This is a genomic window from Streptomyces mobaraensis NBRC 13819 = DSM 40847 (genome assembly GCF_017916255.1).
In the GTDB taxonomy this organism is placed as follows: domain Bacteria; phylum Actinomycetota; class Actinomycetes; order Streptomycetales; family Streptomycetaceae; genus Streptomyces; species Streptomyces mobaraensis.
Map to the genome: position 1 here is coordinate 6,070,810 of NZ_CP072827.1, position 20,687 is coordinate 6,091,496.

The window sequence follows — 20,687 nt, forward strand, 5'->3', positions numbered from 1 at the left end:
GGCCGGTGGGGCGCCTTCCCGGGCGTCCCACCGGGCGTCATACGAGCAGGTGGAGGACCGCCTCCGTCGTATCCGTCTCGCCCAGCAGCGGGAACACCCGCTCGACGGCGTTCCGGTGCCGTTCCGGATCGACGTCCGTGACCGAGTCCGTCACCACCGTCACGTGGTAGCCGTGTTCGTGCGCCGCCCGGGCCGTGGACTCCACGCCCAGGCCGGTGGCGATCCCGGCCAGGACGAGCTGGGTGACGCCGTGCCGGCGCAGCCGCTCGTCTAGGCCGGTGCCGTGGAAGGCGCCCCAGGTGCGCTTGAGGACGACGATGTCGTCGTCCGCGCGGCCGAGTTCGGGGCGCGGGTCCGCGAAGTCGGCGGGGTGTTCGCCGGTGCGGCGCCCGGCCTCCGTACGGCCGGGTGCCGCGCCGACGACGCGGACCAGGACGACGGGGAGGCGGCGGGCACGGAAGGCCGCGGCCAGCCGGGCCGCGCGGGCGACGACCTCGTCGGCGGGGCGCGCGGTCGGCAGGGCGGTGATGCCCTTCTGGAGGTCGACGAGGACGAGGGCGGTCCGCGGGTCGAGCGTGGTGGCAGGCATGTCCTCACCCTAGGCGGTGAACAGCCAAACTGACAAGGTTGGCTGTTTAGTGCTGGCGGCATCGAAAGGGTGGTCCGAAGGTCGCGTCGGTCTTGCCTCGGCGGGTGGCGGGTCATACGGTCGCAGTCCACGCGGATCTTCGCGCGTAGCCCGGCGTCCCGTATGCCGGATCACGCCCCGGCGGAGGAGCAGCTCATGACCACTGTTGTGCGCGCCGCACTGGTCCAGGCCGGCTGGACCGGTGACACCGAATCGATGATCGCCAAACACGAGGAGCACGCCCGCGCCGCCGCCGCGCAGGGCGCCCGGGTGATCGGCTTCCAGGAAGTCTTCAACGCCCCCTACTTCTGCCAGGTCCAGGACAGCGAGCACTACCGCTGGGCCGAACCGGTCCCCGACGGGCCGACCGTCCGCCGGATGCGCGAACTCGCCCGGGAGACGGGCATGGTGATCGTCGTCCCGGTCTTCGAGATCGAGCAGTCCGGCTTCTACTACAACACCGCCGCCGTCATCGACGCCGACGGCAGCTACCTCGGCAAGTACCGCAAGCACCACATCCCGCAGGTCAAGGGCTTCTGGGAGAAGTACTACTTCAAGCCCGGCAACCTCGGCTGGCCGGTCTTCGACACCGCCGCCGGCCGGATCGGCGTCTACATCTGCTACGACCGCCACTTCCCGGAGGGCTGGCGGCAACTCGGCCTGGCCGGCGCCCAGCTCGTCTACAACCCCTCGGCCACCTCCCGCGGCCTCTCCGCGTACCTCTGGAAGCTCGAACAGCCCGCCGCCGCCGTCGCCAACGAGTACTTCGTCGCCGCGATCAACCGCGTCGGGCGGGAGGAGTACGGCGACAACGACTTCTACGGCACGTCGTACTTCGTCGACCCGCGCGGGCAGTTCGTCGGCGACGTCGCCAGCGACACCAAGGAGGAACTGGTCGTCCGGGACCTGGACTTCTCGCTGATCGACGAGGTGCGGCAGCAGTGGGCCTTCTACCGCGACCGGCGCCCCGACGCGTACGAGGGGCTGGTGCGGCCGTGAGCGCCCCCGGCCCGGCCGTCACCCCGGGCCTCCACGCCCGCCACCGTGCCGTCCTCCCCTCCTGGCTGTCCCTCTACTACGCCGAGCCCATCGAACTCACCCACGGCGAGGGCCGCTACGTCCGGGACGCCGAAGGCCGCCGCTACCTCGACTTCTTCGGCGGCATCCTCACCACCATGACCGCCCACGCGCTGCCCGAGGTCACCAAGGCGGTCGCCGAACAGGCCGGCCGGATCCTCCACACGTCCACCCTCTACCTCGACCGGCACATGGTCGAACTGGCCGAGCGCATCGCCGCCTTGAGCGGCATCCCCGACGCCCGCGTCTTCTTCACCACCTCCGGCACCGAGGCCAACGACGCCGCGCTGCTGCTGGCCACGACGTACCGGCGCTCCAACCAGATCCTGGCCATGCGCAACAGCTACCACGGCCGTTCCTTCTCCACCGTGGGCATCACCGGGAACACCGCCTGGTCGCCCACCAGCCTCTCGCCGCTCCAGACGCTCTACGTGCACGGCGCCGTCCGCTCCCAGGGCCCCTACGCGCACCTCTCCGACGCGGCGTTCACCGCCGCCTGCGTCCGCGACCTGGAGGACATGCTCGGCCAGGCGCACGGGACGGTGGCCGCGCTGATCGCCGAACCGGTGCAGGGCGTCGGCGGGTTCACCGCGCCGCCCGACGGGCTCTACGCGGCCTTCCGTGAGGTGCTGAACCGGCACGGCATCCTCTGGATCAGCGACGAGGTGCAGACCGGCTGGGGCCGCACCGGCGACCACTTCTGGGGCTGGCAGGCCCACGCCGAGAACGGCCCGCCCGACCTGCTCACCTTCGCCAAGGGCATCGGCAACGGCATGTCCGTCGGCGGCGTCGTCGCCCGCGCCGAGGTGATGGACTGCCTGGAGGCCAACTCCATCTCCACCTTCGGCGGCAGCCCGGTCACCATGGCCGCCGGCCTCGCCAACCTCACCTACCTCCTCGAACACGACCTCCAGGGCAACGCCCGGCGCGTCGGCGGCCTGCTGATCGAACGGCTCCGGGCCGTCGCCGCCGGCCTGCCCGTCGTCCGGGAGGTACGCGGCCGGGGCCTGATGATCGGCGTCGAGCTCACCTCGTCCGACGCCGCGGCGGCTGCCCTCGAACGGGCTCGCGAGGAGGGCCTGTTGATCGGCAAGGGCGGCCGGGACGGCTCCGTCCTGCGCATCGCCCCGCCGCTGACCCTCACCGTCGCGGAGGCGGAGGAGGGCGCGGCGGCGCTGGAACGGGCGCTGCGGCGGGTGTGGGACGCGTCGGGGAAGGAGGAACACCGGTGACCAGGACCCTCGTCCAGGGCGGCCTCGTCGTCACCGCCGCCGAGGAGACGTACGCCGATGTCCTCGTCGAGGACGGGAAGGTGGCCGCGCTGGCGGCGGCCGGCAGCTCGGTCGCCCGGGGCTGGACGGCCGACCGGGTGATCGACGCGACCGGCAGGTACGTCGTACCGGGCGGCGTGGACGCCCATACCCACTTCGACTTCCCCTTCGGCGGCACGTCGTCCTCCGACACCTTCGAGACCGGCACCCGGGCCGCGGCCTGGGGCGGCACCACGACCGTCGTCGACTTCGCGGTGCAGACGCGCGGCCGGGCGCTGCGCGAGGGGCTCGACGCGTGGCACGCCAAGGCGGAGGGGAAGTGCGCGGTCGACTACGCCTTCCACATGATCCTCTCCGACGTGAACGAGGACACTCTGAAGGAGATGGATCTCCTCGTGGGCGAGGGGCTGACCTCGTTCAAGCTCTTCATGGCCTACCCGGGGGTCTTCTACAGCGACGACGGGCAGATCCTGCGGGCCATGCAGCGCGCCGCCGGCAACGGCGGGCTGGTCATGATGCACGCGGAGAACGGCATCGCGATCGACGTCCTCGTCCAACAGGCCCTGGCGGCGGGCAGGACGGCCCCCCGGTACCACGGCGAGGTCCGCAGGGCCCTGCTGGAGGCCGAGGCCACCCACCGCGCGATCCAGCTCGCGCGGGTCGCCGGCAGCCCGCTGTACGTCGTCCACGTCTCGGCGGAGGAGGCGGTCGCGGAGCTGGCGGCGGCCCGGGACAAGGGACTCCCGGTCTTCGGCGAGACCTGCCCCCAGTACCTCTTCCTGTCGACCGACAACCTGGCGGAACCCGGCTTCGAGGGCGCGAAGTACGTGTGCTCGACGCCGCTGCGCCCGCGCGAGCACCAGGCGGCCCTCTGGCGCGGGCTGCGCACGGACGACCTCCAGGTCGTCTCCACCGACCACTGCCCGTTCTGCTTCTCCGGCCAGAAGGAGCTGGGCCGCGGCGACTTCTCGAAGATCCCCAACGGCCTGCCGGGCGTGGAGCACCGGATGGACCTCCTCCACCAGGCGGTCGTCGACGGCCACATCACCCGCCGCCGCTGGATCGAGCTCGCGTGCGCCGCCCCGGCCCGGATGTTCGGCCTGGCGCCGCACAAGGGCACCATCGCCCCCGGCGCCGACGCCGACCTCGTCGTCTACGACCCGCGGGCCACACAGGTCCTCTCCGCCACCACGCACCACATGAACGTCGACTACTCGGCGTACGAGGGGAAGGAGATCACCGGCCGCGTCGAGACGGTCCTGTCCCGCGGCGAGATCGTCATCGACGAACGGCGGTTCACGGGCCGGACGGGCCACGGCCGCTACGTACCGCGGACCACCTGCCAGTACCTCGCGTAACTCGCCGTACCTCGCGTCGTCTTAAGGAGCACAGCTTTGGACTTCGGCCTCGTCCTGCAAACCGACCCGCCCGCCACCGCCGTCGTCGAGCTGATGCGCCGCGCCGAGCGCCGCGGCTTCCGGTACGGCTGGACGTTCGACTCCGCCGTGCTGTGGCAGGAGCCGTTCGTCATCCACAGCCGCATCCTGGAGCACACCGAACGGCTCATCGTGGGGCCGATGGTCACCAACCCCTCCACCCGCACCCCGGAAGTCACGGCCTCCACGTTCGCCACGCTCAACGACATGTACGGCAACCGCACGGTCTGCGGCATCGGGCGCGGCGACTCGGCGATGCGGGTGGCCGGCCGCCGCCCCAACACCCTGGCCGCGCTGAGCGAATCGATGCGGATCATCCGCGACCTCGCCGAGGGCCGCGAAACGGACGCCGGCGGCACGCCGCTGCGGCTGCCCTGGGTACGGGACGGCCGGCTCCCGGTCTGGATGGCGGCCTACGGCCCCAAGGCCCTCGCCCTGGCCGGCCGCGAGGCCGACGGCTTCATCCTCCAGCTCGCCGACCCCTTCCTCACCGAGTGGATGGTCAAGGCGGTACGCGGCGCGGCGGAGGAGGCCGGCCGCGACCCGTCGTCCGTCACGGTCTGCGTCGCGGCCCCCGCCTACGTCGGCGACGACCTCGCCCACGCCCGCGAACAGTGCCGCTGGTTCGGCGGCATGGTGGGCAACCACGTCGCCGACCTCGTCACCCGCTACGGCGCCCACTCGGGCCTCGTCCCCGAGGCCCTCACCGCGTACATCGAGCGGCGCCAGGGCTACGACTACAGCCACCACGGCCGCGCGGGCAACCCGTCGACGGACTTCGTCCCGGACGAGATCGTCGACCGCTTCTGCCTCCTCGGCCCGGCGGAGGCGCACGTGGCACGCCTGGAGGAGCTACGGGCGCTGGGCGTCGACCAGTTCGCGGTGTACGCGATGCACGACGCGAAGGAGACGACGATCGACACGTACGGGGAACGGGTGATCCCGGCCCTGACGGAGGCGGCCTGACTCGTTGCTACCCGACCCGCCGCCGCCCCACCTCCCCATACGCCTCCCGCGCGTCGAGCAGCTCCTCCCAGTGCTCACCGGCCCAGGCGCAGGCGACCTCCAACGGCCCGAGCAGACCGCGCCCGAGCGGGGTCAACGCGTACTCGACGCGCGGCAGGGAACCGGGATACACCGCCCGCTCGACGAACCCGTCCCGCTCCAGCGCCCGCAGCGAGGCGGTGAGCACCTTGGGCATGACGCGCCGCAGGGGAACCCGCAACTCGGAGAACCGGCGCGGCGCGCCCTCAAGACACCGAATGATCAAAGGCGACCATTTGTCCCCGAACCGGATCGGATTGAGCGAGGAAGGGCACAACTAATCGAACATGTCGGCAGGCAGGGGTTCCCTCATAGCGTCACGATAGCCGCCCGCGGACCGGTATCCGGGAGGTAACCGGTGCGGTGGCTACGGTCACGGCACCGGCCGGGGCGAAGGGCTCCGGCCCCGCTGAGAGGCATCCCCATGAAGATCGTGATCTTCGGCGCGGGCGGCAGGACGGGCCGTCACCTGGTGGCGGAGGCGACCCGCCGGGGCCACACCGTCACCGCCGTGGTCCGCGACCCGTCCCGCCACCGCGACCTGCCACCACAGGCCCGGGTGGAGGCGGGTGACGTCACCGACGAGGCGGCCGTGGAACGCCTGGCCGCGGGCCATGATGCCGCTATCTCGGCGGCCGTCGACCTGTCCGGTTCCCCGCACGACTTCTTCACGACGTCGACCCGAGCCCTGACCGAGGGCCTACGGAAGGCCGGCGTCCGCCGCCTGATCGTCGTCGGCCTCGCCTCCGTCCTCCGCGGCCCGTCCGGCACCCTGCGCGTGCGAGGACGACGACCACTCCAAGCCCGGAGCCTGGCCGCTGTACGAGCTACCCCCGCGCGTGCGGGGACGACGCGGTGGCCGACGGCGCGAAGTCCTGGGCACCGGAGCTACCCCCGCGCGTGCGGGGACGACCTGGAGCGGCTGCGCGGCACGATGGAGGCCGGGGAGCTACCCCCGCGCGTGCGGGGACGACCTGCATGTCTCCGGTCTCGATACGCGCACGCCAGAGCTACCCCCGCGCGTGCGGGGACGACGGTAGCGGGTGTGTCCGCCGGGGTGGACTGGACGAGCTACCCCCGCGCGTGCGGGGACGACGCCGCACCGAAGCGGCGGGTGCGGCGCTCGGCCGAGCTACCCCCGCGCGTGCGGGGACGACACTTCCTGACCTGCGGCGTTCTCAGGCGCTGGGCCGTTTTTCCTTCACCTCCTTCCCAGGTCGCCACGGCTCACCCGCGCCCCCGCGCGGCCGGGCCATAAGGGTGAGGCCGTCGAAGTCCGTGGGGGTCCAGCGTTCGCGGCCGCACGTGCGGGCCGACCAGCCCTGTTCGGTTGCCGCGGGCTCGATCATCACAGCTTGGCCGTCGCGGATGCGGTCGGAGAGGAGGGACCAGAGGCGGTCGCGGATGCGGGCGTTGGGAGATCCCACGTAGACGCCCGGAGCGGCCTCGATGAACCAGCGGGTGAGGTGGCCGCGGAGTCCCGGGGGCGCGGCGATGAGGACGACCACCGTTGTGCCGGCGCTCATCCGCTCGTTTCCGAGGTCGGGCCGGTGTCCGGAGCGGGCGGAGGTGGCGGGATGACGTCCAAGTGGGTGTCGGAGGCGAAGGGGTCACCCCAGTTGCGCCCCCCGGTGACGACCGTGTCGCCATCATCCCAGAGGCCGTTCAGCTCCTCGGCAGGAAGGCCCGCGTTGCCGGGGGAGAGAAGGTGCTTGACGTCGGTGACGATCCGAGGGAGGAGCTTGCCCTGTACGACGGCGTCGCGGAGGGCGGTTCGAGCGTCCCGTTCCGACGTCAGACCCTTTGCGGCGAGGTCGAAGGCGAGGGGGATGGTGAATTCGGCCTTGTACAGGTCGGCGACGTCCAGGACGAACGACAGGGCGGAACCCGTGTGAACGAAGCCGAGCGCGGGACTGACGCCGAGGCCGGTGACGACGGCGTGGCAGATGCCGTAGAGCGCCGCGTTGGCCGCTGAAAGCAGTCGGTTGACGTCGTCGCCTGCAGCGAAGGCGTCGCCCGCTTTGTAGTCGCGTTTGACCCAGGGCACCCCGGTGCGGCGGGAATGCTCCACGTACAGCCTCCGGACACGGGTGCCTTCTCGGCCGCGTAGCTGCTGAAGGGTCAGCCGTGCCGTGTCCTCACCCGGGAAACGGAGGTCGTACATGCGGCGGGCGACCGCCGTACGCTCCTTGGGCCGGGTGACGAGCCACGCCTGCCGCAGTTGGAGCCCGGCACCGCGGGCCGTGCTCAGGCCGGCGGCGTACAGGCGCACCCCGTGTTCGCCGACCCAGCAAACGGAGGTGGCCGAGTCGGCGAGCAGGGCCACGGCGGCGTGGGTGATGCGGCTGCCGGGGCCGATAAGGAGTACGGCGAGGTACGCGGCGGGGACGTGAACCACCGGGCCCTGTTGACCAACACGATCGCGTTGTCGTCCCGGTCGATGTGGCATCGCTCGACGTAAAGGCTGGAGACACGGTCCTCGACGCGGTGAACGTCCTGTGGCCCCGCCTTCCACCAGGGCTCAGGCACGCGGCACCGCCGCGGGCACCGGGGCCAGGGTGAGCAGGCCCTGGCCGTACCCCTTGGCGGGGCCGATGCCGTTCAGGAGGGCCGTACGCAGCGCTTCCGCGTCGGTGACGCGCAGACGGCCCTGGAAGGTGGCGGTGGAGATGGTGACGCGTGGCCCGTTCTGCTTTTTGCGGAAGCGCAGGATGTCGCGGGACACGAGGGAGACGGCGGGGGCGGGAACGGGCGGGGTGTCGGGTTCGAGGCCCGGAGCAGGGGCGGCCGCGGGGTCCACGGGCGGAATGGTGAAGCCGTGGCGCTTGGCCTGGCGGAACAGCCAGTCGAGCTGCTGGGCGGTGGTGCGGTGGGCGACGCGGACACCGCGGGGCCATCGCCGGCCGTCCGCCGGGGCTGCGAGGCGGCGATTCTGTTCCGGGCTGGGCTTCGAGGGCTGCAGAACGGACTGCACCGGGTTGGCGGTCAGTCGAAAGGCAAACTCCTGCTCTTCCACGACACGGTGGAGCAGCGGCGAGTAATCGGCGATCAGGGGCTCGCCCCCGTCCGCTCCCGGCCAGCCGGCATCTTCCACCAAGCCTTGCCAGGAGGGGCGGCTCTGGGTGAGTACCAGGATCTCGGCGCGATGAGGGGTGTTCGTCTCCAGGCGCCACAGGACGCGTTCCGTCACGGGCTGGTGGGCGAGACCGTTCATGACGGCGGCGTGCAGGCAGTGCGGATTGGCCAGCAGGGCCACCGCGCCCCGGCGGCGCGGGTTGAGAGCGATCTTCGACAGGTATGGCATCGGGTCACCAGCCCAGGAGGGCGAAGGGGTCGTGGCCGGGGTCGGCCCCGGCGGCAGGGATGTCGGAGGCGGGGGAGGCGGGGGAGTCGCCAGAGTTGGCGGCGTCATGGCCCGTGGGAATGCGGACCCACAGATGACGCACGGCTCGTTGGCCGAACGCGGTACCGGTCTTGAGGTCGTAGGTGTCCGGTACGTCGGCGGCGAGCACCTCTCCCGCGGGATCCTCGACTGTGGCCTCCAGAGTGACTTCGGAACCGCGGATACGTCGGCGATGGTGTTCGGCCGCTTCCCAGGGAACCGTCCCGAGGACGGCCGTCAGGTCGGCGTCGTGATGCAGTCCGAGGCTCACACGGCCGGTCGGCGGACAGGAGCGACGCCCGAGCGAGAGAGGGAAGGCCGGGTGACGGACAGCGCGTTCCAGACCGGCCAGCAAGGGAGCGGAGCCGCGCAGGGCGACGACGAACACCGCGTCCTGGAGGTAGTAGCGCTGCGTAACCCCCGTGTACTTGGCGGGAGTCGTCCTCTTCTGCACCCTCTTGCCGTCGACCTTTGCGGAGGGCAGGGCCAGGCCCCGGTGATCACTCACGGTGTGGTAGTCGCGCAGCAGGGTGCCCGGCTGGTCGACGCGAACGCCCATGTCCAGGTCGACGAGGTCGGCGATGGACGCCTCGCGGGGGCGGCCCTCGGCGGCCGCCAGCAGGCCGAGGACTCCCGACTTGGTGGGCTGCGGAAGGGTCTCCCGGCGGTTGTAGCGGGAGGGCCCGCCCCAGGACTGCAGGGGAGCGGCCAGCCGCAGCACGAGAATGGCCTGGTCGGTCATCGCCCGTCGTCCTCTGCGGCGATCGGCAGGAGGGGCTTCCCGGCGAGCCACGTTTCGAGGAGGTCGTCCACCTCGTCCAGAAGCTCGGGGAAGAGGCGCGACGGCCCGAATGCCGCCTCGAGCTCCTTCTCTCCCAGGGCATAGGTCGCCAGAGTGCGCAGCGGGACGGTACCCCAGGACGTGCCGACGGCACGCAGTTCCTCCGCCAGCCTCACCGCGGACTCGGAGGCCAGTCCGGAGGTTCCGGTGACGGGCTTCTCGAAGGCCGAGACGAGGTTGACCGGCTGGTCCGCCCGCAGGGTGACGAGCACCAGGTGCGGGAGCGTGCGGTGGGCGAAGGAGTTCTGGTGCCCGGTGGGCATCGAGCGGGTGAAGGCGTCGAGGAAGCGCTTCGCCGCGTCGCGGGTGGCTTCGGGGGAGGAGAGGTTGTCGCGCAGCTGGTGCACCCCGAGAACGGCGTACCGGTAGAGGGTGGAGGAGTTGAACTCCACGGTACCGATCATGCCGGCGCCGCTGTCCTCGACGTTCTCGTCGTCCACGGCGGTGTAGTAGTCGAACTCCGTGCGCACCGCGTGGGTCGAGAGGGCGTGGGCGACCTGGACGGCAGCATCCACATTCAGCTTCGGCAGGTCGGCGACCATGCGGCCGAAGAGGGCCACTTCGGCAGGGTGTCCGGTGGCCAGGGCCTCCACCACGGGCAGCTTCTTGACCTCGTTCTTCAGATCGGCGTCCGGAAGGGCGGCAAGTTGCGCGCCGCGCCCGTCAAGGGAGGCGACGAGGGTGTCGAGCTGGCGCTTTCCGAAGAACAGCAGGTAGGCGGACTGCTCGTCCTTCTTGGTGGACTTGGCGATGCCGAGCTCACCGACCAGTGCGGTGGCCAGTCGCTCGGACTGAGCGGTGTCCAGGCCCGCACCGCCGTCGGTGGCGGGCCGAGCGAGCCGCTCGGTCAGCAGGGCCGCGATCCGCTTCGTGCGGGTCGCCTGGTCCCCGGCCGGCTGGTCTTTGGCGAACTCGATACGCGTCGCACGCTTCCACGCCTGGGAGGAGACCCGGGCCCGGCGTGCGCCACCGTACAGCGCCTGCTTCGGGGTGCCCGAATCATCCCGGTTGATATTGGAAGGCGGCAGGCTCTGGAGGATGTGGATCTCGACGAAGAGGTTGGGCTGGTGGGGCATGGCAGGGCTCCTTCGGTATGAGCGCCGCAGAGCGGTACGAAGAGGAAAAGAAGAGAGGGTGGCCCAGGCTTGGGGTGCAGGGGGTACATGAGGGCACGAGCGCCCGCGAGCCGATCGCGGGGCGTGCCACTTCCCCCGGAGACCGTCGGCGCACCGGCTGACGGGTGGTTCAGACCTTGGATGACTCGCGATGGAAGTCGCGTTCCCACTTGGCGCGCCACCGCGACTGCGCGTCCGGCCGGTACGGATCGTCCCAGTCGCGCACGGCCTGGCGGACACCGTCGTAGTCGAGACCGATATCGGCCTTCCTCAGCAGGGGAACCAGGCCGCGGAGGTGGTGGGCCAGCTCATCGGCGCTGAGCGAAGTGAGCAGGGTGCCCAGCCGGCGTTCCACCGCGACGCGGTCGGGGCCTCCGTCCTGCGCGAGAAGACGCCGGCAGGCGGCCCCGGGAGTGGCCCCGGGCGTGTGCAACGAGCGCTTCCTGCCCTGCTGGTGAAGGCCGAAGAGGGTGAGAGCGGTGTGCTCGGCGGTGAGATCTCGGGTGAGCGCGCCGCGGTCCCGCAGCTCGTTGCTCATTCGGAGGCGGTGGAACGCCCACATGGCAGGGACTGTGCCCGGCTCCTCGCTCAGACCGGACCGCAGCGCGGCCAGTTCGGCGGCGGCGTGGGGCCGGTCGGGGTCGAAGCCTGCCCAGTACGCGGGCGGGGAGCCGGATTTCCCCTTCGCGCCCTCTGCTCCCTCGGGGGCGGGGGCGTTGTACTGGAGGCCCCAGGCGCGCAGGACCCGGCCGTGCCGAGGGGTCTGCCAGTCACACAGGTCGCAGTGGAGCCGGGTGTAGTCCAGCCCGACGCCCGCTTGGCGCATCAGGGGAAGGAGAGACCGGAGATGGTGCACCAGCTCGTCGAGATCCAGGGCGGTCGACACGGCGAACAGGCGGCGGCCGACAGTGTCCTTGAAGAGCAGGGATTGTGACCCGTTGGTCCCCCCTTCCTGATCGGACCGCCGGCGCTCGACCTCCTCCATCTCCTTTGTTTCCCGCAGGAGATGGAGACGCAGGGAGTGGCAGGCCGTGCCGATGCCGATGCCCGGCCGGTGCACGGGCTCGGCAGCCCCGTGCTGATGGAGGCCGAAGAGGGTCAGCGCAGCGTGCTCGGCCTCATAGGACCGGGGTAGGCGTTCCGCGTTCCGCTTCTCGTCCGTCAGCTCCACCCGGTGCAGATACCGCATGCCGGCCACGCTGCCGGGCTCCCGGCCGAGCCCTTCCCGCACGGCTCGGAGGCCGTGTTCGGCCCAGGCGGGGAGGCCGCGCCTGCCCTGCTCGGCCGGGCCGGACGGCCAACCGGAACACACTTCCTCCCAGAAGTACGGCCGACGGCGTTTGCCACCGGTGGTGGCTGCGGAACTCATGCCGCTCCCCCCTCTGCCAGGCGCGCCTCCGCAGTGCGCCACAGCGTCTCGTTCAGCCGGTTGTAGAAGAGGCCGGCGGCCTTGCCGCTCCGAAAAGTGACCTCCTTGCCGTTCACTTTCTCCGTGCGGCCGATCATGGCACGGGGCGGGACGGCGGACAGCAGACTGCTTGCCTCCTCCCTGGCGGCCCGTCGCAGCGTCAACTCCCAGCATTCCAGCGCTTTGTCCAGCAAGTCGTAGTCATCCCCGACGGTGCGCAAGCCTGCGAGGAGGCGTCGCATCCTGCCGTCCACGGCGTGCAGGAAGCGGGCCGAGGGCCGTTCGCCCTTGTCCCGGGGCAGTGGTTCGCCGCCGGAGGCCCGGCGGAGATCGGCGTGGAGGCCGTCCAGCGCGCGGGCCACCCGGTCGGCCTGTTCGGCGCACTGCAGAATTTCCTGACGGAGTCCGTTCTCCCCGGACAGCAGCGAGGCGACGGGCAACGGCAAACTGTCGGCGATGGCGTTTTCCACGACGGCTGACTGGTTGCCGTACTCCAGGCCGCTGATCTGCACGTTCAGGGGGTAAGTGGCGGAAAGACCGTCGTCGTTGAGCAGGCCGTCCACTTGACGCAGCAGCAAGGAAGTGTACGGGCCGTCACCGTCCTCGGGGACCGCGAGCGCGAGCAGTGAACCCAGCCCTTGCCAGGCCGCACGGCCGGAGGCGTGGCGACGGGGACGTTGGTGCGGCTGACCGGCCTTGGGCTTGGCCGTGTGATTCCAAGCGGTGTGCGGCTCTTCCTGGGGAGTGGAGGTGAGCCGGTCACCGGCGCAGACGATCACCTGTCGCACTCGGAGGCCATGGTCGGTCTCGGTCGGGATCAGGCGGATCCGGCGGGCCTGGAAGGTGAGGAGGTCGAGCAGGCCGCCTGCGGGGCGGGTGGACCACTCGGGGCCGGCCGGGGACTTCCAGGCGAGGGAGCTCGGCCGCTCGTCCCAGGCCCACTGTGGGAGATCGTCGGGATCCAGGCCGCTCGGGTAGATCGGCGTGTTGAGCAGCAGCGTCTCGTACAGGGTGCGGCCGGTTGGGACGATGACGCCGAGCTGGCCCAGCGGGGAGGTCGGGTTACCCGTCGTCTTCCCTGCCTTCGCCTGCAGATCGCCCACGGCGCCTGTCTTGATGGCGGCGGTGTCCCAGCAGTGTGCGTGCAACAGCCACAACGCCGCGTCCGCCGGTGTGAGATCCAGGTGGTCGGCATCGGTGAGGGTACTGAACAAGGGGACGTTGTTGCCCGACGCGATGGAAGGGACGAGCAGGGTGGACGGCTTGGTATCACCGCTGAGCGCCGTCAGGCCGGCGGCTTGCGCGAACGGTCGTTCCGTGGAGGAGAACAGATGGAATCGCTTGCCGTATCGGGGACCGAGGTAGTCGGCAATCTCCTGTGCTTCGGCGTCGGAGAACTGACCTCGTTCGAACCGCTCGGCCCACTCCTTGGGCGTCCGTGGCACACCGAGGGCGTGCAACATGATCGGCATCAGGAGCTGGCGCAGGACGGCGGGCAGCATGGTCGGGGCCGGCAGGTCCAGCCGCAGGATGGTGTGGGCCCGCGTGAGCGCTTCGAGAAGCCCGACCTCGGACTTCTCACACTCGCCCTTGGGCTTATCGCACCTGAGAACGGGTAACCAGCCGTCCCGGACGAGATCTCCTGTTACTTCCATCGGTCCTCTCGCTTCGTGGCGCATGTTCTTCGGAATATGCGGGGGTGACAGCTCAACGCCGTTGATCGGAGCAGGGGTTGGTGGATCGAACCGTGTGGAGAAGATTTTCACACAAGGCTTGTCATTTACAAGCGGTTTCGGCTTCTCTACCGCTTCCTACGCGACGAACTACGCGATGAACATCACGGAGTCGCTCCGGCGGTCGGCGGGTACGCTGCCGATGTCGCGGCGTCCCCGCCTCCCCGTGGTGGTGCGGGGGTGTTCCGGCTTGTCACTTGATGTCGTCCCCGCACGGGCGGGGAGCAGATCCGGCTCGGGGCGCCGCTTCGGATCTTCTCAGTCTCGCGCGACCAGCAGGCCGATTTCGGGTTCGTACGAGAGCCGGTTGGTACCCAGGATGGCCGCGCCGTCGTCCAGGACCAGCGCGCGGGCGTAGCGGAGCCAAGGGTCGCCGGCCCAGCCCGGCAGCGCGCCCAAAGTCTTCTCGGCTTCCTCCGACAGCCGGCCGGGCAGCCGGACGCTGCCGCCCAGCAGGCGTTCGACCACCGATTCGTCCGGTGCCTCGCCGTGCGCGCCGAGGCGCGTTCCGTCAAGTGCCGTGTATCCGTTGGCAAGGCGGTGTACGAGAACGACTTCGACGCCGAGCTCCCCGTCCCGCACTACGGCGTCGAGGTCCTCCTCCTTGGGCGTCGCGGCACCGGCGTAGTGCAGGCCCTCCAGGGTGGGCGCCGCCCAGTTCCGGGGGCGCGTGAGGACGTATTTACCTGCGGCCTCCTGGCGATTCGCCTCCTCGGCCCGCCAGGCCTCCAGTGCGGATGGCTCCTGCCACTCCGGAGGGCACACGTCGGCCTCCCCGTACGCGCGAGCGACCAGGGTCGGCACGTCCGACGGAATGCTCCAGGGAACTCCGCCCGCCCTGTCGGCTGTACCGTTGGCCAGCAGCGGACCTGCCGCTTCGGCCACCAGGGCTGTCGCGCGGAGCAGCGGCCACTGTCCGTAAACCTTCTGGGAGGCCGGGAGGAAACGGGGGCGTCCCTGTTCGGAACCGGCAGCTACACCGGTCACGATCACCCTCGGTGTTGTGTGTGCCCGTGGCCTGGCCGTTCCGGCGTGCCGGTGCAGTCGGCCGATGCGCTGCAACAAGAGGTCCACCGGGGCCAAGTCGGTGATCAGGAGATCCGCGTCGACGTCGAACGACTGTTCTGCGAGCTGCGTGGCGATCAGCACCATGCGCTTGGGCCGGGAACCGCCTGCTGCCGGGCCCAGGAGACGCAGGCACTCCTCCGTCCGGTCGGCCCGGTCCTTGGCGCACAACTGTCCGTGGAGAAGGTGGACTGTGCCTTCGACGCCCTCCCTGCGCAGTGCCTCGTAGATCGCCTGTGCGCGAGCCACCTGGTTGACGACCACGAGAACGACCCCGCCGTCCGCCACCTCCTCCCGCACCTTCGCGGCGACCGCCGACCCGTCGCTTTCGACGTCCGGGAGCCACGAGAGCCGCACGGGCGTGGACGAACGCCAGGACGGTGTGGGCAGCCGCGAACTTTCCGCCACCGGCTGCCCCGACACCGCATAAGCAGCGGTCACACACGGGTATCCGGCGGGTTGGGGTACCGGCTGCCGCACGTCCTCGTCGGCGAGGGCTCCCGAGAGGTACGCGTCGACGAAAGCCTGCCGCTGAGCCGGCGGCAGCGTTGCCGACAGGAGCACCACCGGCACCCCGGCCTGCCCCAGCCACCGCAGGGCCTCCAACAGGAACTGCCTCATGTAGACGTCGGCCGCGTGCACCTCGTCCACGATCACGACCTTGCCCGCCAGCCCGGCGAATCTGAGCATTACGTGGCGGGTGCGTGTCGCGGCGTAGAGCAGGTGGTCTACGGTGCCGACGGCGAAGGGGGTGAGCAAGCCGCGCTTGCCGCCCAGGAGCCACTGGGGAGGTCCGGTGCGATCGATGTCGTCCGCGCCCGCCGGACCGCTGGGGCCGCCGAACTCGTCGTCCTCATCGATCGCCCCATAGACCTCCCAGGGGTCGGCCAACGTCCCGTCGCTGCCGTCGGTTCCGGTCGGCCGGATCCCTTCCCAGATCTCACGCCATAGTGCGTTGTAGCGTCGCTTGCCGTGCAGTAGTGCGACATGCTGTTCCAAGATTGGGTCGAACGACCCAACCCACGACACTACTTGGGCATACATGGGATCGCATGTCGCCTGCGTAGGCATGGCCACGAAAACACCGTCGCAGCCGAAACGCGCCGCGAGCACCTCTGCCGCGGCCAGCGCCGCCTTGGTCTTGCCCTCACCCATGGGGGCCTCGGCGATGAGCAACCCGGGCGCCGGTATCGACCAGGCCCGTTCCACCAGCTCCCGTTGCGAGGCACGGGGGCGCACGCCCAGCCGTTCCGTCAGCGGAGCCATGGGACTCTTCGGCAGGGCGAGCTGCCTCCAACCGCCCCGCAGCCCCAGAGCTTTCCAGGCGGTCGCCGCTCTCCGGCACGCCTGGGCAGGCGAGACGCCCTGGGCGTCCGCAATACCCGCGAAGTGCCGGTGGTCGCTGGCGATCCAGTCCGCCATCACGACCAGCCCCGACAACGTCAGCTGCTCGGCTTTCCGTAAGGCCGAGACCGGCCTGGCCGCTGCCACGCTCTCGAATCCCACCGCGCGTGTGAACACGTCGACGAGCACTCGCTGGGTCTCGGCCCAAGCAGGTCCCGTACCTTGTGCGTCCTGGGACGGCGGCTTCTTCTTCGAGGGGAACTTCCCATGATGCCCGGCCACCAGGGGCAGCACCCACGCGACGGCTTCGTCTCTCTGCCACTCCTCCCGCAGTCGGGGCAGAAGCATCGCCGCTCCTGCCACGTCGTGACGCCACTTGACGCTCCTGGGCAAGCGGCGCCACGTCAAACCGGCCGCCCGCACCGGGGATGCCTCTGCCGGGTCCAATCCCTGGAAGGACGGACTTGCCTTGCCGCAGTCGTGAATGCCGCACATCCACATGAACCAGGTGCGTCCCCGCCCGTTGCTGATCTCGTCCAACCGCTTGCGGATCGAGGGCGCCAGGTACTCGTCCCACATCACCCCCGCCACAGCGGCGGTATCCAGCAGATGCCCGATCAGCAGATGAGTCCGCCCGCCGTTCCGCGCGGCGGACTTACCCCACAGCCGCGCCACTCGGGTCACGGTCTCCTGCGGTACCCCCATCGACCGCATCAGGCTGACGACGGACTCCTCGCTACGCACGATGCAACCCCTCCCCGAGTCACTTCTGTCTGCTGACGAGCTGACGAGGTGAAGGGTAGGGGGACCCACTGACAACGCCGGTCGGGGCAGGAAGCCGGTGGTGAACGAGGTAAAGGAAAACGGGCAATCGTGCTAGCGTCACCGCAGGTCAGGAAGTGTCGTCCCCGCACGCGCGGGGGTAGCTCACGGACTTTCGTTCCCGGCCGGGGGGCGTTGATGTCGTCCCCGCACGCGCGGGGGTAGCTCGACCGTCTGACGCTTCAGGTCGTAGAACCCCTCGTCGTCCCCGCACGCGCGGGGGTAGCTCGTGCGCGCTGCGGGTGAGCGCGCCCGTGTAGGCGTCGTCCCCGCACGCGCGGGGGTAGCTCGGAGCCCCGCCATGACCGCTGACGACCCGTGGAGTCGTCCCCGCACGCGCGGGGGTAGCTCCGACGCCTTCAACACCTACTTAGAGTGGTCGTCCCCGCACGTGCGGGGTAGCTCCCCGATACAGGCCTTGCTGATGCTGAGCAGCCAGTCGTACCGCACGTGCCGGTGCGTCCCTCCCTACGGCACCCGCGCCGTCCACCCCTCCGACGCGAACTTCGTCTCCGCCAGTTCGACCGCGCGGGTCATCTCCTCCTCCGTCGCCGCGCCCGTTGTCAGGCCGTAGCGGGTGCGGAAGGAGGTGATCATGCGGTCGATGACGGTGGCGCGGGGAAGGCCGGTTTGGCGGCGGAGGGGGTCTACTCGCTTTTTGGCGCTCTTGGTGCCCTTGTCGGAGAGCTTTTCGCGGCCGATGCGGAGGACGTCGAGCATTTTGTCGGCGTCGATGTCGTAGGCCATGGTCACGTGGTGCAGGACGGCGCCGTCGCCGGAGACCACGCGCTTCTGGGCGGCGCCGGCGATTTTGCCGGCCTCGGTGGCGATGTCGTTGAGGGGCTGGTACCAGGCCTTGATGCCCATGTCCCCGAGGGCGCCGAGGACCCAGTCGTCGAGGTAGGCGTAGCTGTCCGCGAAGGACAGTCCCTGCACGAGGGAGTCCGGTACGTAGAGGGAGTAAGTGATCGTACTTTGGGGTTCTACGAACATAGCCCCACCGCCACTGATGCGCCGGACCACCGTCATGCCGTGGCGTGCAGCCGATTCCGTGTCCACCTCGTTGCGGAGGGACTGGAAGCTGCCGATGATCACGGCCGGGGACGCCCATTCCCAGACGCGCAGCGTGGGCGGGCGGCGGCCGGCGGCCACTTCGGTGGTGAGGACCTCGTCCAGGGCCATGTGCAGGGCGGGCGACTGGGGGCCGTCGTGGATCAGCTGCCAGTCGTAGTGGTGCCAGTCCGTCGCGTTCGCGAGGGCCCGGCGGACCGCCACGCCCACGGCCTCCGAGGTGAGGCCGAACATCACCGTGCCCCGCGGGAGCGCCGCGTCGACGCGGGTGGCGAGTTCCTGCGCGGACAGGTCGGCGCTCGCGCCTTCCAGCGCTCGGTTGATGTCGAACAGCGCCTCGTCGGGTTCGAGGAAGAAGTCACCGGCGACGCGGACGTCGCGCAGCACCCCGTCCCGTTCCTCCAGGTCCACGACGACGAGCTTGCCGCCCGGCACCTTGTACTCACCGTGCACGACGCACCCTCCTGAAACATCCCGCCGGGCCGGTCCCGGTGGCGGACACCGTCACGTTACGTGCTGGGGGCACCCAGTGTCCCCACGGGTGGTCCTGCTCCTGCTGTGTGGTGTGGGGCTTTCGGGGGTGAACCGGTCTCGAATTCCTCGCCTTTCACTCGGGTTCCGGCGTGGCAATCTCCGGCGGCACATGGGACATGGCGCTTTTTCACCTCACCATGTGCGGGATTCGGCGGATAAGTTCCCAGCCGTGCCGAGAACGCGTCGCCGGGTATCCGGGGCGCTCATCACGTCTGAAAGGGGTTTCAGAGGTGGATGAAACGACGTACCTCACCGACGAGCTGCGCCCGGTCGCCGAATGGGTCGGAGAAGACGTCTCCGACCTCGTGAAGAAGTACGAGGCCGCCGTCGCGGAGCACCCCGAACCTCGGTTCGTGGAGGTCGCCAGGGCCGAGCCCGACACCCGGGTCGCGGCCGACTTCCACAAGGAGTACAACCTCACCATCGTCCCGCGCGTCCTCGTCCTGAAGGTCTCGGTGGACGCGCAGACCGGTGCGGACTGGCACGCGAAGGTGGAGGTCACGCCCACGGTCTTCGGCTACAAGCTGAAGAGCTCGGGCTTCGAACTCTCCCGCCTCAACAGCAGCATCACGATCCACCCGGCCATATCGGTGGCCGGCGCAGATCTGACGCTCGGTTTCTACGGACCGAAGCTCTGCTTCGGGGTGAGCGGCGACGTCTGGTACTGGGCCCTGAAGAAGCACAAGAAACCGATCGACGCATCGAACCTCTTCTGCCTCATGTGATCTGCCTCATGTGAGTTCTCGTGCGGTTACCGCGCGGTTCTCGCAGGGGTTCTCATGGAGTTCTCATGGGGTTCTCACACGGGTTTTCGCGCACGTTCCCGTGTGAGTTCTTCCGGTATTCGAAGGAAGCCGGAAGAGGTCGGGTGATCCGCCCTGCCGGTGCCGACCGCAGGGTGGATCGCCCGTTTTCGGGTGCCGTCCCGGCCGTGCGGCTTCGGCCGGGACGGCACCCGGGTCGAGTAGGCCCCGCACCGCCGTTCACCTGCCCGTCTCCGCCCGGCCACCTCCCCGGCCCCGGTTGTCGGTGGGGCATGATTCGATGGGCGTATGATCGATGACTTTCTCGCAGGGGACCTGACCGACGTCGAGGAGGCGGTGCGCAAGGCCGCCGCAGCCGAGATCATGCCGCGCTTCCGGCAGCTCGCCGCCCACGAGGTCGTCGAGAAGAAGGGGCCGCACGATCTGGTGACGGTCGCCGACCGGCTGGCCGAGGAGCACCTGACGGCGTCGCTCACCGCGCTGCTGCCCGGGTCGCGGGTGGTCGGGGAGGAGGGCGTGCACGCGAATCCGGCCGCCCTGGACGCGCTGCACGGGGACGACCCGGTGTGGATCGTGGACCCGGTCGACGGCACCCGGCAGTTCGTCCACGGCGACCCCGGCTTCGCCACGCTCGTCTGCCTCGCGCACCGCGGCGAGCTGCTCGCCTCCTGGACGTACGCGCCCGCGCTGGACGAGATGGCGACCGCCCGCCGGGGAGCGGGGGCCTTCCTCGACGGGAAGCCGCTGCGTCCCGGGGCCGCCGCGCCCGACGCCGAGCTCCGGGTGGCGATATCCCACTACGACTTCACCGACGACCACGAGAAGCGCGTGCTCGCGCGGCTCGACACGCCCGGCGTCGTGCCGCGGCCGTGCGGCTCGGCGGGCCTGGAGTACCTGAACGTGGCGCGGGGGGCGGCCGACGCGATCGCCTTCACGTGGCCCAACGCCTGGGACCATGCCGCCGGGCTGCTGCTGGTCGCCGAGGCGGGCGGGGCGAGTGCGACGGTGGCGGGCGAACCGTTCCGGATCGGCGGGGGCAACACGATGCCGTTCTCCGCCGCGCGGGACGCCGGCACGCTCGCCCGTATTCTGGGGCTCCTGGCGGCCTGAACAGCAGTCACAGGAGAGCCGCCGCGCCCCGGTCCACGCGCT

The 20,687-nt window shown here is 70.4% G+C and carries 16 protein-coding genes, 2 pseudogenes and 2 CRISPR repeat arrays; of the genes and pseudogenes, 7 read left to right on the forward strand and 11 right to left on the reverse strand.

The annotated features are described in order from the left end of the window. Window positions 1-37: 37 nt before the first annotated feature. Window positions 38-589, reverse strand: coding sequence for an isochorismatase family protein (locus J7W19_RS26220; protein WP_004939416.1), 552 nt, complete (start codon window positions 587-589; stop codon window positions 38-40). Between the two features lie 195 nt (window positions 590-784). On the opposite strand from J7W19_RS26220, the gene J7W19_RS26225 reads away from it, so the two are divergent. The 4 genes from J7W19_RS26225 to J7W19_RS26240 are packed head-to-tail and all read left to right on the forward strand — an operon-like array spanning window position 785 to window position 5,378. Next, a complete protein-coding gene (locus J7W19_RS26225) occupies window positions 785-1,627 on the forward strand; it encodes a nitrilase-related carbon-nitrogen hydrolase (protein ID WP_004939418.1) in 843 nt (280 codons plus the stop codon). After that, window positions 1,624-2,937, forward strand: a complete 1,314-nt coding sequence (locus tag J7W19_RS26230; protein WP_004939421.1) for an aspartate aminotransferase family protein — start codon at window positions 1,624-1,626, stop codon at window positions 2,935-2,937. The genes J7W19_RS26225 and J7W19_RS26230 overlap by 4 nt, the downstream gene beginning before the upstream one ends. Then, the gene (gene hydA / locus J7W19_RS26235) at window positions 2,934-4,334 is read left to right on the forward strand and encodes a dihydropyrimidinase (protein WP_004939424.1); all 1,401 of its coding nucleotides are present in this window, start codon (window positions 2,934-2,936) and stop codon (window positions 4,332-4,334) included. Before J7W19_RS26230 ends, hydA begins: the two co-directional genes overlap by 4 nt. A gap of 36 nt (window positions 4,335-4,370) precedes the next feature. After that, on the forward strand, window positions 4,371-5,378 hold the full coding sequence (locus tag J7W19_RS26240) for a TIGR03842 family LLM class F420-dependent oxidoreductase (protein ID WP_004939426.1): 1,008 nt from the start codon (window positions 4,371-4,373) through the stop codon (window positions 5,376-5,378). 7 nt (window positions 5,379-5,385) lie between these two features. Here the strand turns inward: J7W19_RS26240 and J7W19_RS26245 are convergent, their stop codons facing one another. Beyond that, complete coding sequence (locus J7W19_RS26245) at window positions 5,386-5,733, reverse strand: winged helix-turn-helix transcriptional regulator (protein WP_233478179.1); 348 nt, start codon at window positions 5,731-5,733, stop codon at window positions 5,386-5,388. A gap of 147 nt (window positions 5,734-5,880) precedes the next feature. Between J7W19_RS26245 and J7W19_RS26250 the strand changes: the two are divergent. Further along, a pseudogene (locus J7W19_RS26250) lies at window positions 5,881-6,207 on the forward strand (NAD(P)-dependent oxidoreductase); the annotation flags it as partial. A gap of 73 nt (window positions 6,208-6,280) precedes the next feature. Continuing rightward, window positions 6,281-6,613: a CRISPR direct-repeat array (repeat unit 28 nt; unit sequence GAGCTACCCCCGCGCGTGCGGGGACGAC). Between the two features lie 21 nt (window positions 6,614-6,634). On the opposite strand, the gene cas2e reads toward J7W19_RS26250, so the two are convergent. From cas2e to J7W19_RS26295, 9 genes and pseudogenes are all read right to left on the reverse strand, one after another. Next, window positions 6,635-6,982: a type I-E CRISPR-associated endoribonuclease Cas2e gene (gene cas2e, locus J7W19_RS26255; RefSeq protein WP_040887699.1), complete on the reverse strand. Its 348-nt coding sequence runs from the start codon at window positions 6,980-6,982 to the stop codon at window positions 6,635-6,637. After that, window positions 6,979-7,985: pseudogene (cas1e, locus tag J7W19_RS26260) on the reverse strand (type I-E CRISPR-associated endonuclease Cas1e). Before cas1e ends, cas2e begins: the two are co-directional and overlap by 4 nt. After that, the gene (cas6e, locus tag J7W19_RS26265; protein WP_004939436.1) at window positions 7,978-8,760 is read right to left on the reverse strand and encodes a type I-E CRISPR-associated protein Cas6/Cse3/CasE; all 783 of its coding nucleotides are present in this window, start codon (window positions 8,758-8,760) and stop codon (window positions 7,978-7,980) included. The pseudogene cas1e and the gene cas6e overlap by 8 nt, the downstream one beginning before the upstream one ends. Window positions 8,761-8,764: 4 nt before the next feature. Next, the gene (gene cas5e / locus J7W19_RS26270) at window positions 8,765-9,580 is read right to left on the reverse strand and encodes a type I-E CRISPR-associated protein Cas5/CasD (RefSeq protein WP_004939439.1); all 816 of its coding nucleotides are present in this window, start codon (window positions 9,578-9,580) and stop codon (window positions 8,765-8,767) included. Then, window positions 9,577-10,755 (reverse strand): type I-E CRISPR-associated protein Cas7/Cse4/CasC, encoded by a 1,179-nt coding sequence (gene cas7e / locus J7W19_RS26275; protein ID WP_004939441.1) that lies wholly within the window; start codon window positions 10,753-10,755, stop codon window positions 9,577-9,579. Before cas7e ends, cas5e begins: the two co-directional genes overlap by 4 nt. A 169-nt stretch (window positions 10,756-10,924) precedes the next feature. Further along, window positions 10,925-12,163, reverse strand: a complete 1,239-nt coding sequence (casB, locus tag J7W19_RS26280) for a type I-E CRISPR-associated protein Cse2/CasB (RefSeq protein WP_004939444.1) — start codon at window positions 12,161-12,163, stop codon at window positions 10,925-10,927. Next, entirely contained in the window at window positions 12,160-13,968 is a 1,809-nt protein-coding gene (gene casA, locus J7W19_RS26285; protein WP_233478180.1) for a type I-E CRISPR-associated protein Cse1/CasA, read from the reverse strand. The genes casB and casA overlap by 4 nt, the downstream gene beginning before the upstream one ends. A 225-nt stretch (window positions 13,969-14,193) precedes the next feature. After that, window positions 14,194-17,088: a CRISPR-associated helicase/endonuclease Cas3 gene (locus J7W19_RS26290; RefSeq protein WP_004939451.1), complete on the reverse strand. Its 2,895-nt coding sequence runs from the start codon at window positions 17,086-17,088 to the stop codon at window positions 14,194-14,196. 157 nt (window positions 17,089-17,245) lie between these two features. Beyond that, window positions 17,246-17,517: a CRISPR direct-repeat array (repeat unit 28 nt; unit sequence GTCGTCCCCGCACGCGCGGGGGTAGCTC). 117 nt (window positions 17,518-17,634) lie between these two features. Next, window positions 17,635-18,690: a lipoate--protein ligase family protein gene (locus J7W19_RS26295; RefSeq protein WP_004939453.1), complete on the reverse strand. Its 1,056-nt coding sequence runs from the start codon at window positions 18,688-18,690 to the stop codon at window positions 17,635-17,637. Window positions 18,691-19,001: 311 nt separating this feature from the next. On the opposite strand from J7W19_RS26295, the gene J7W19_RS26300 reads away from it, so the two are divergent. Both J7W19_RS26300 and J7W19_RS26305 read left to right on the forward strand, forming a co-directional pair. Next, window positions 19,002-19,496 (forward strand): hypothetical protein, encoded by a 495-nt coding sequence (locus tag J7W19_RS26300; RefSeq protein WP_004939456.1) that lies wholly within the window; start codon window positions 19,002-19,004, stop codon window positions 19,494-19,496. 327 nt (window positions 19,497-19,823) lie between these two features. After that, a complete protein-coding gene (locus J7W19_RS26305; protein WP_004939459.1) occupies window positions 19,824-20,645 on the forward strand; it encodes an inositol monophosphatase family protein in 822 nt (273 codons plus the stop codon). The last annotated feature ends 42 nt before the right edge of the window (window positions 20,646-20,687 follow it).

Coding starts and splice junctions, on each gene's coding strand:
- J7W19_RS26220 (WP_004939416.1), bottom strand. CDS start 589: ATGCCTGCCACCACGCTCGACCCGCGGACCGCCCTCGTCCTCGTCGAC.
- J7W19_RS26225 (WP_004939418.1), top strand. CDS start 785: ATGACCACTGTTGTGCGCGCCGCACTGGTCCAGGCCGGCTGGACCGGT.
- cas2e (WP_040887699.1), bottom strand. CDS start 6,982: ATGAGCGCCGGCACAACGGTGGTCGTCCTCATCGCCGCGCCCCCGGGA.
- cas6e (WP_004939436.1), bottom strand. CDS start 8,760: ATGCCATACCTGTCGAAGATCGCTCTCAACCCGCGCCGCCGGGGCGCG.
- cas5e (WP_004939439.1), bottom strand. CDS start 9,580: ATGACCGACCAGGCCATTCTCGTGCTGCGGCTGGCCGCTCCCCTGCAG.
- cas7e (WP_004939441.1), bottom strand. CDS start 10,755: ATGCCCCACCAGCCCAACCTCTTCGTCGAGATCCACATCCTCCAGAGC.
- casB (WP_004939444.1), bottom strand. CDS start 12,163: ATGAGTTCCGCAGCCACCACCGGTGGCAAACGCCGTCGGCCGTACTTC.
- J7W19_RS26305 (WP_004939459.1), top strand. CDS start 19,824: ATGATCGATGACTTTCTCGCAGGGGACCTGACCGACGTCGAGGAGGCG.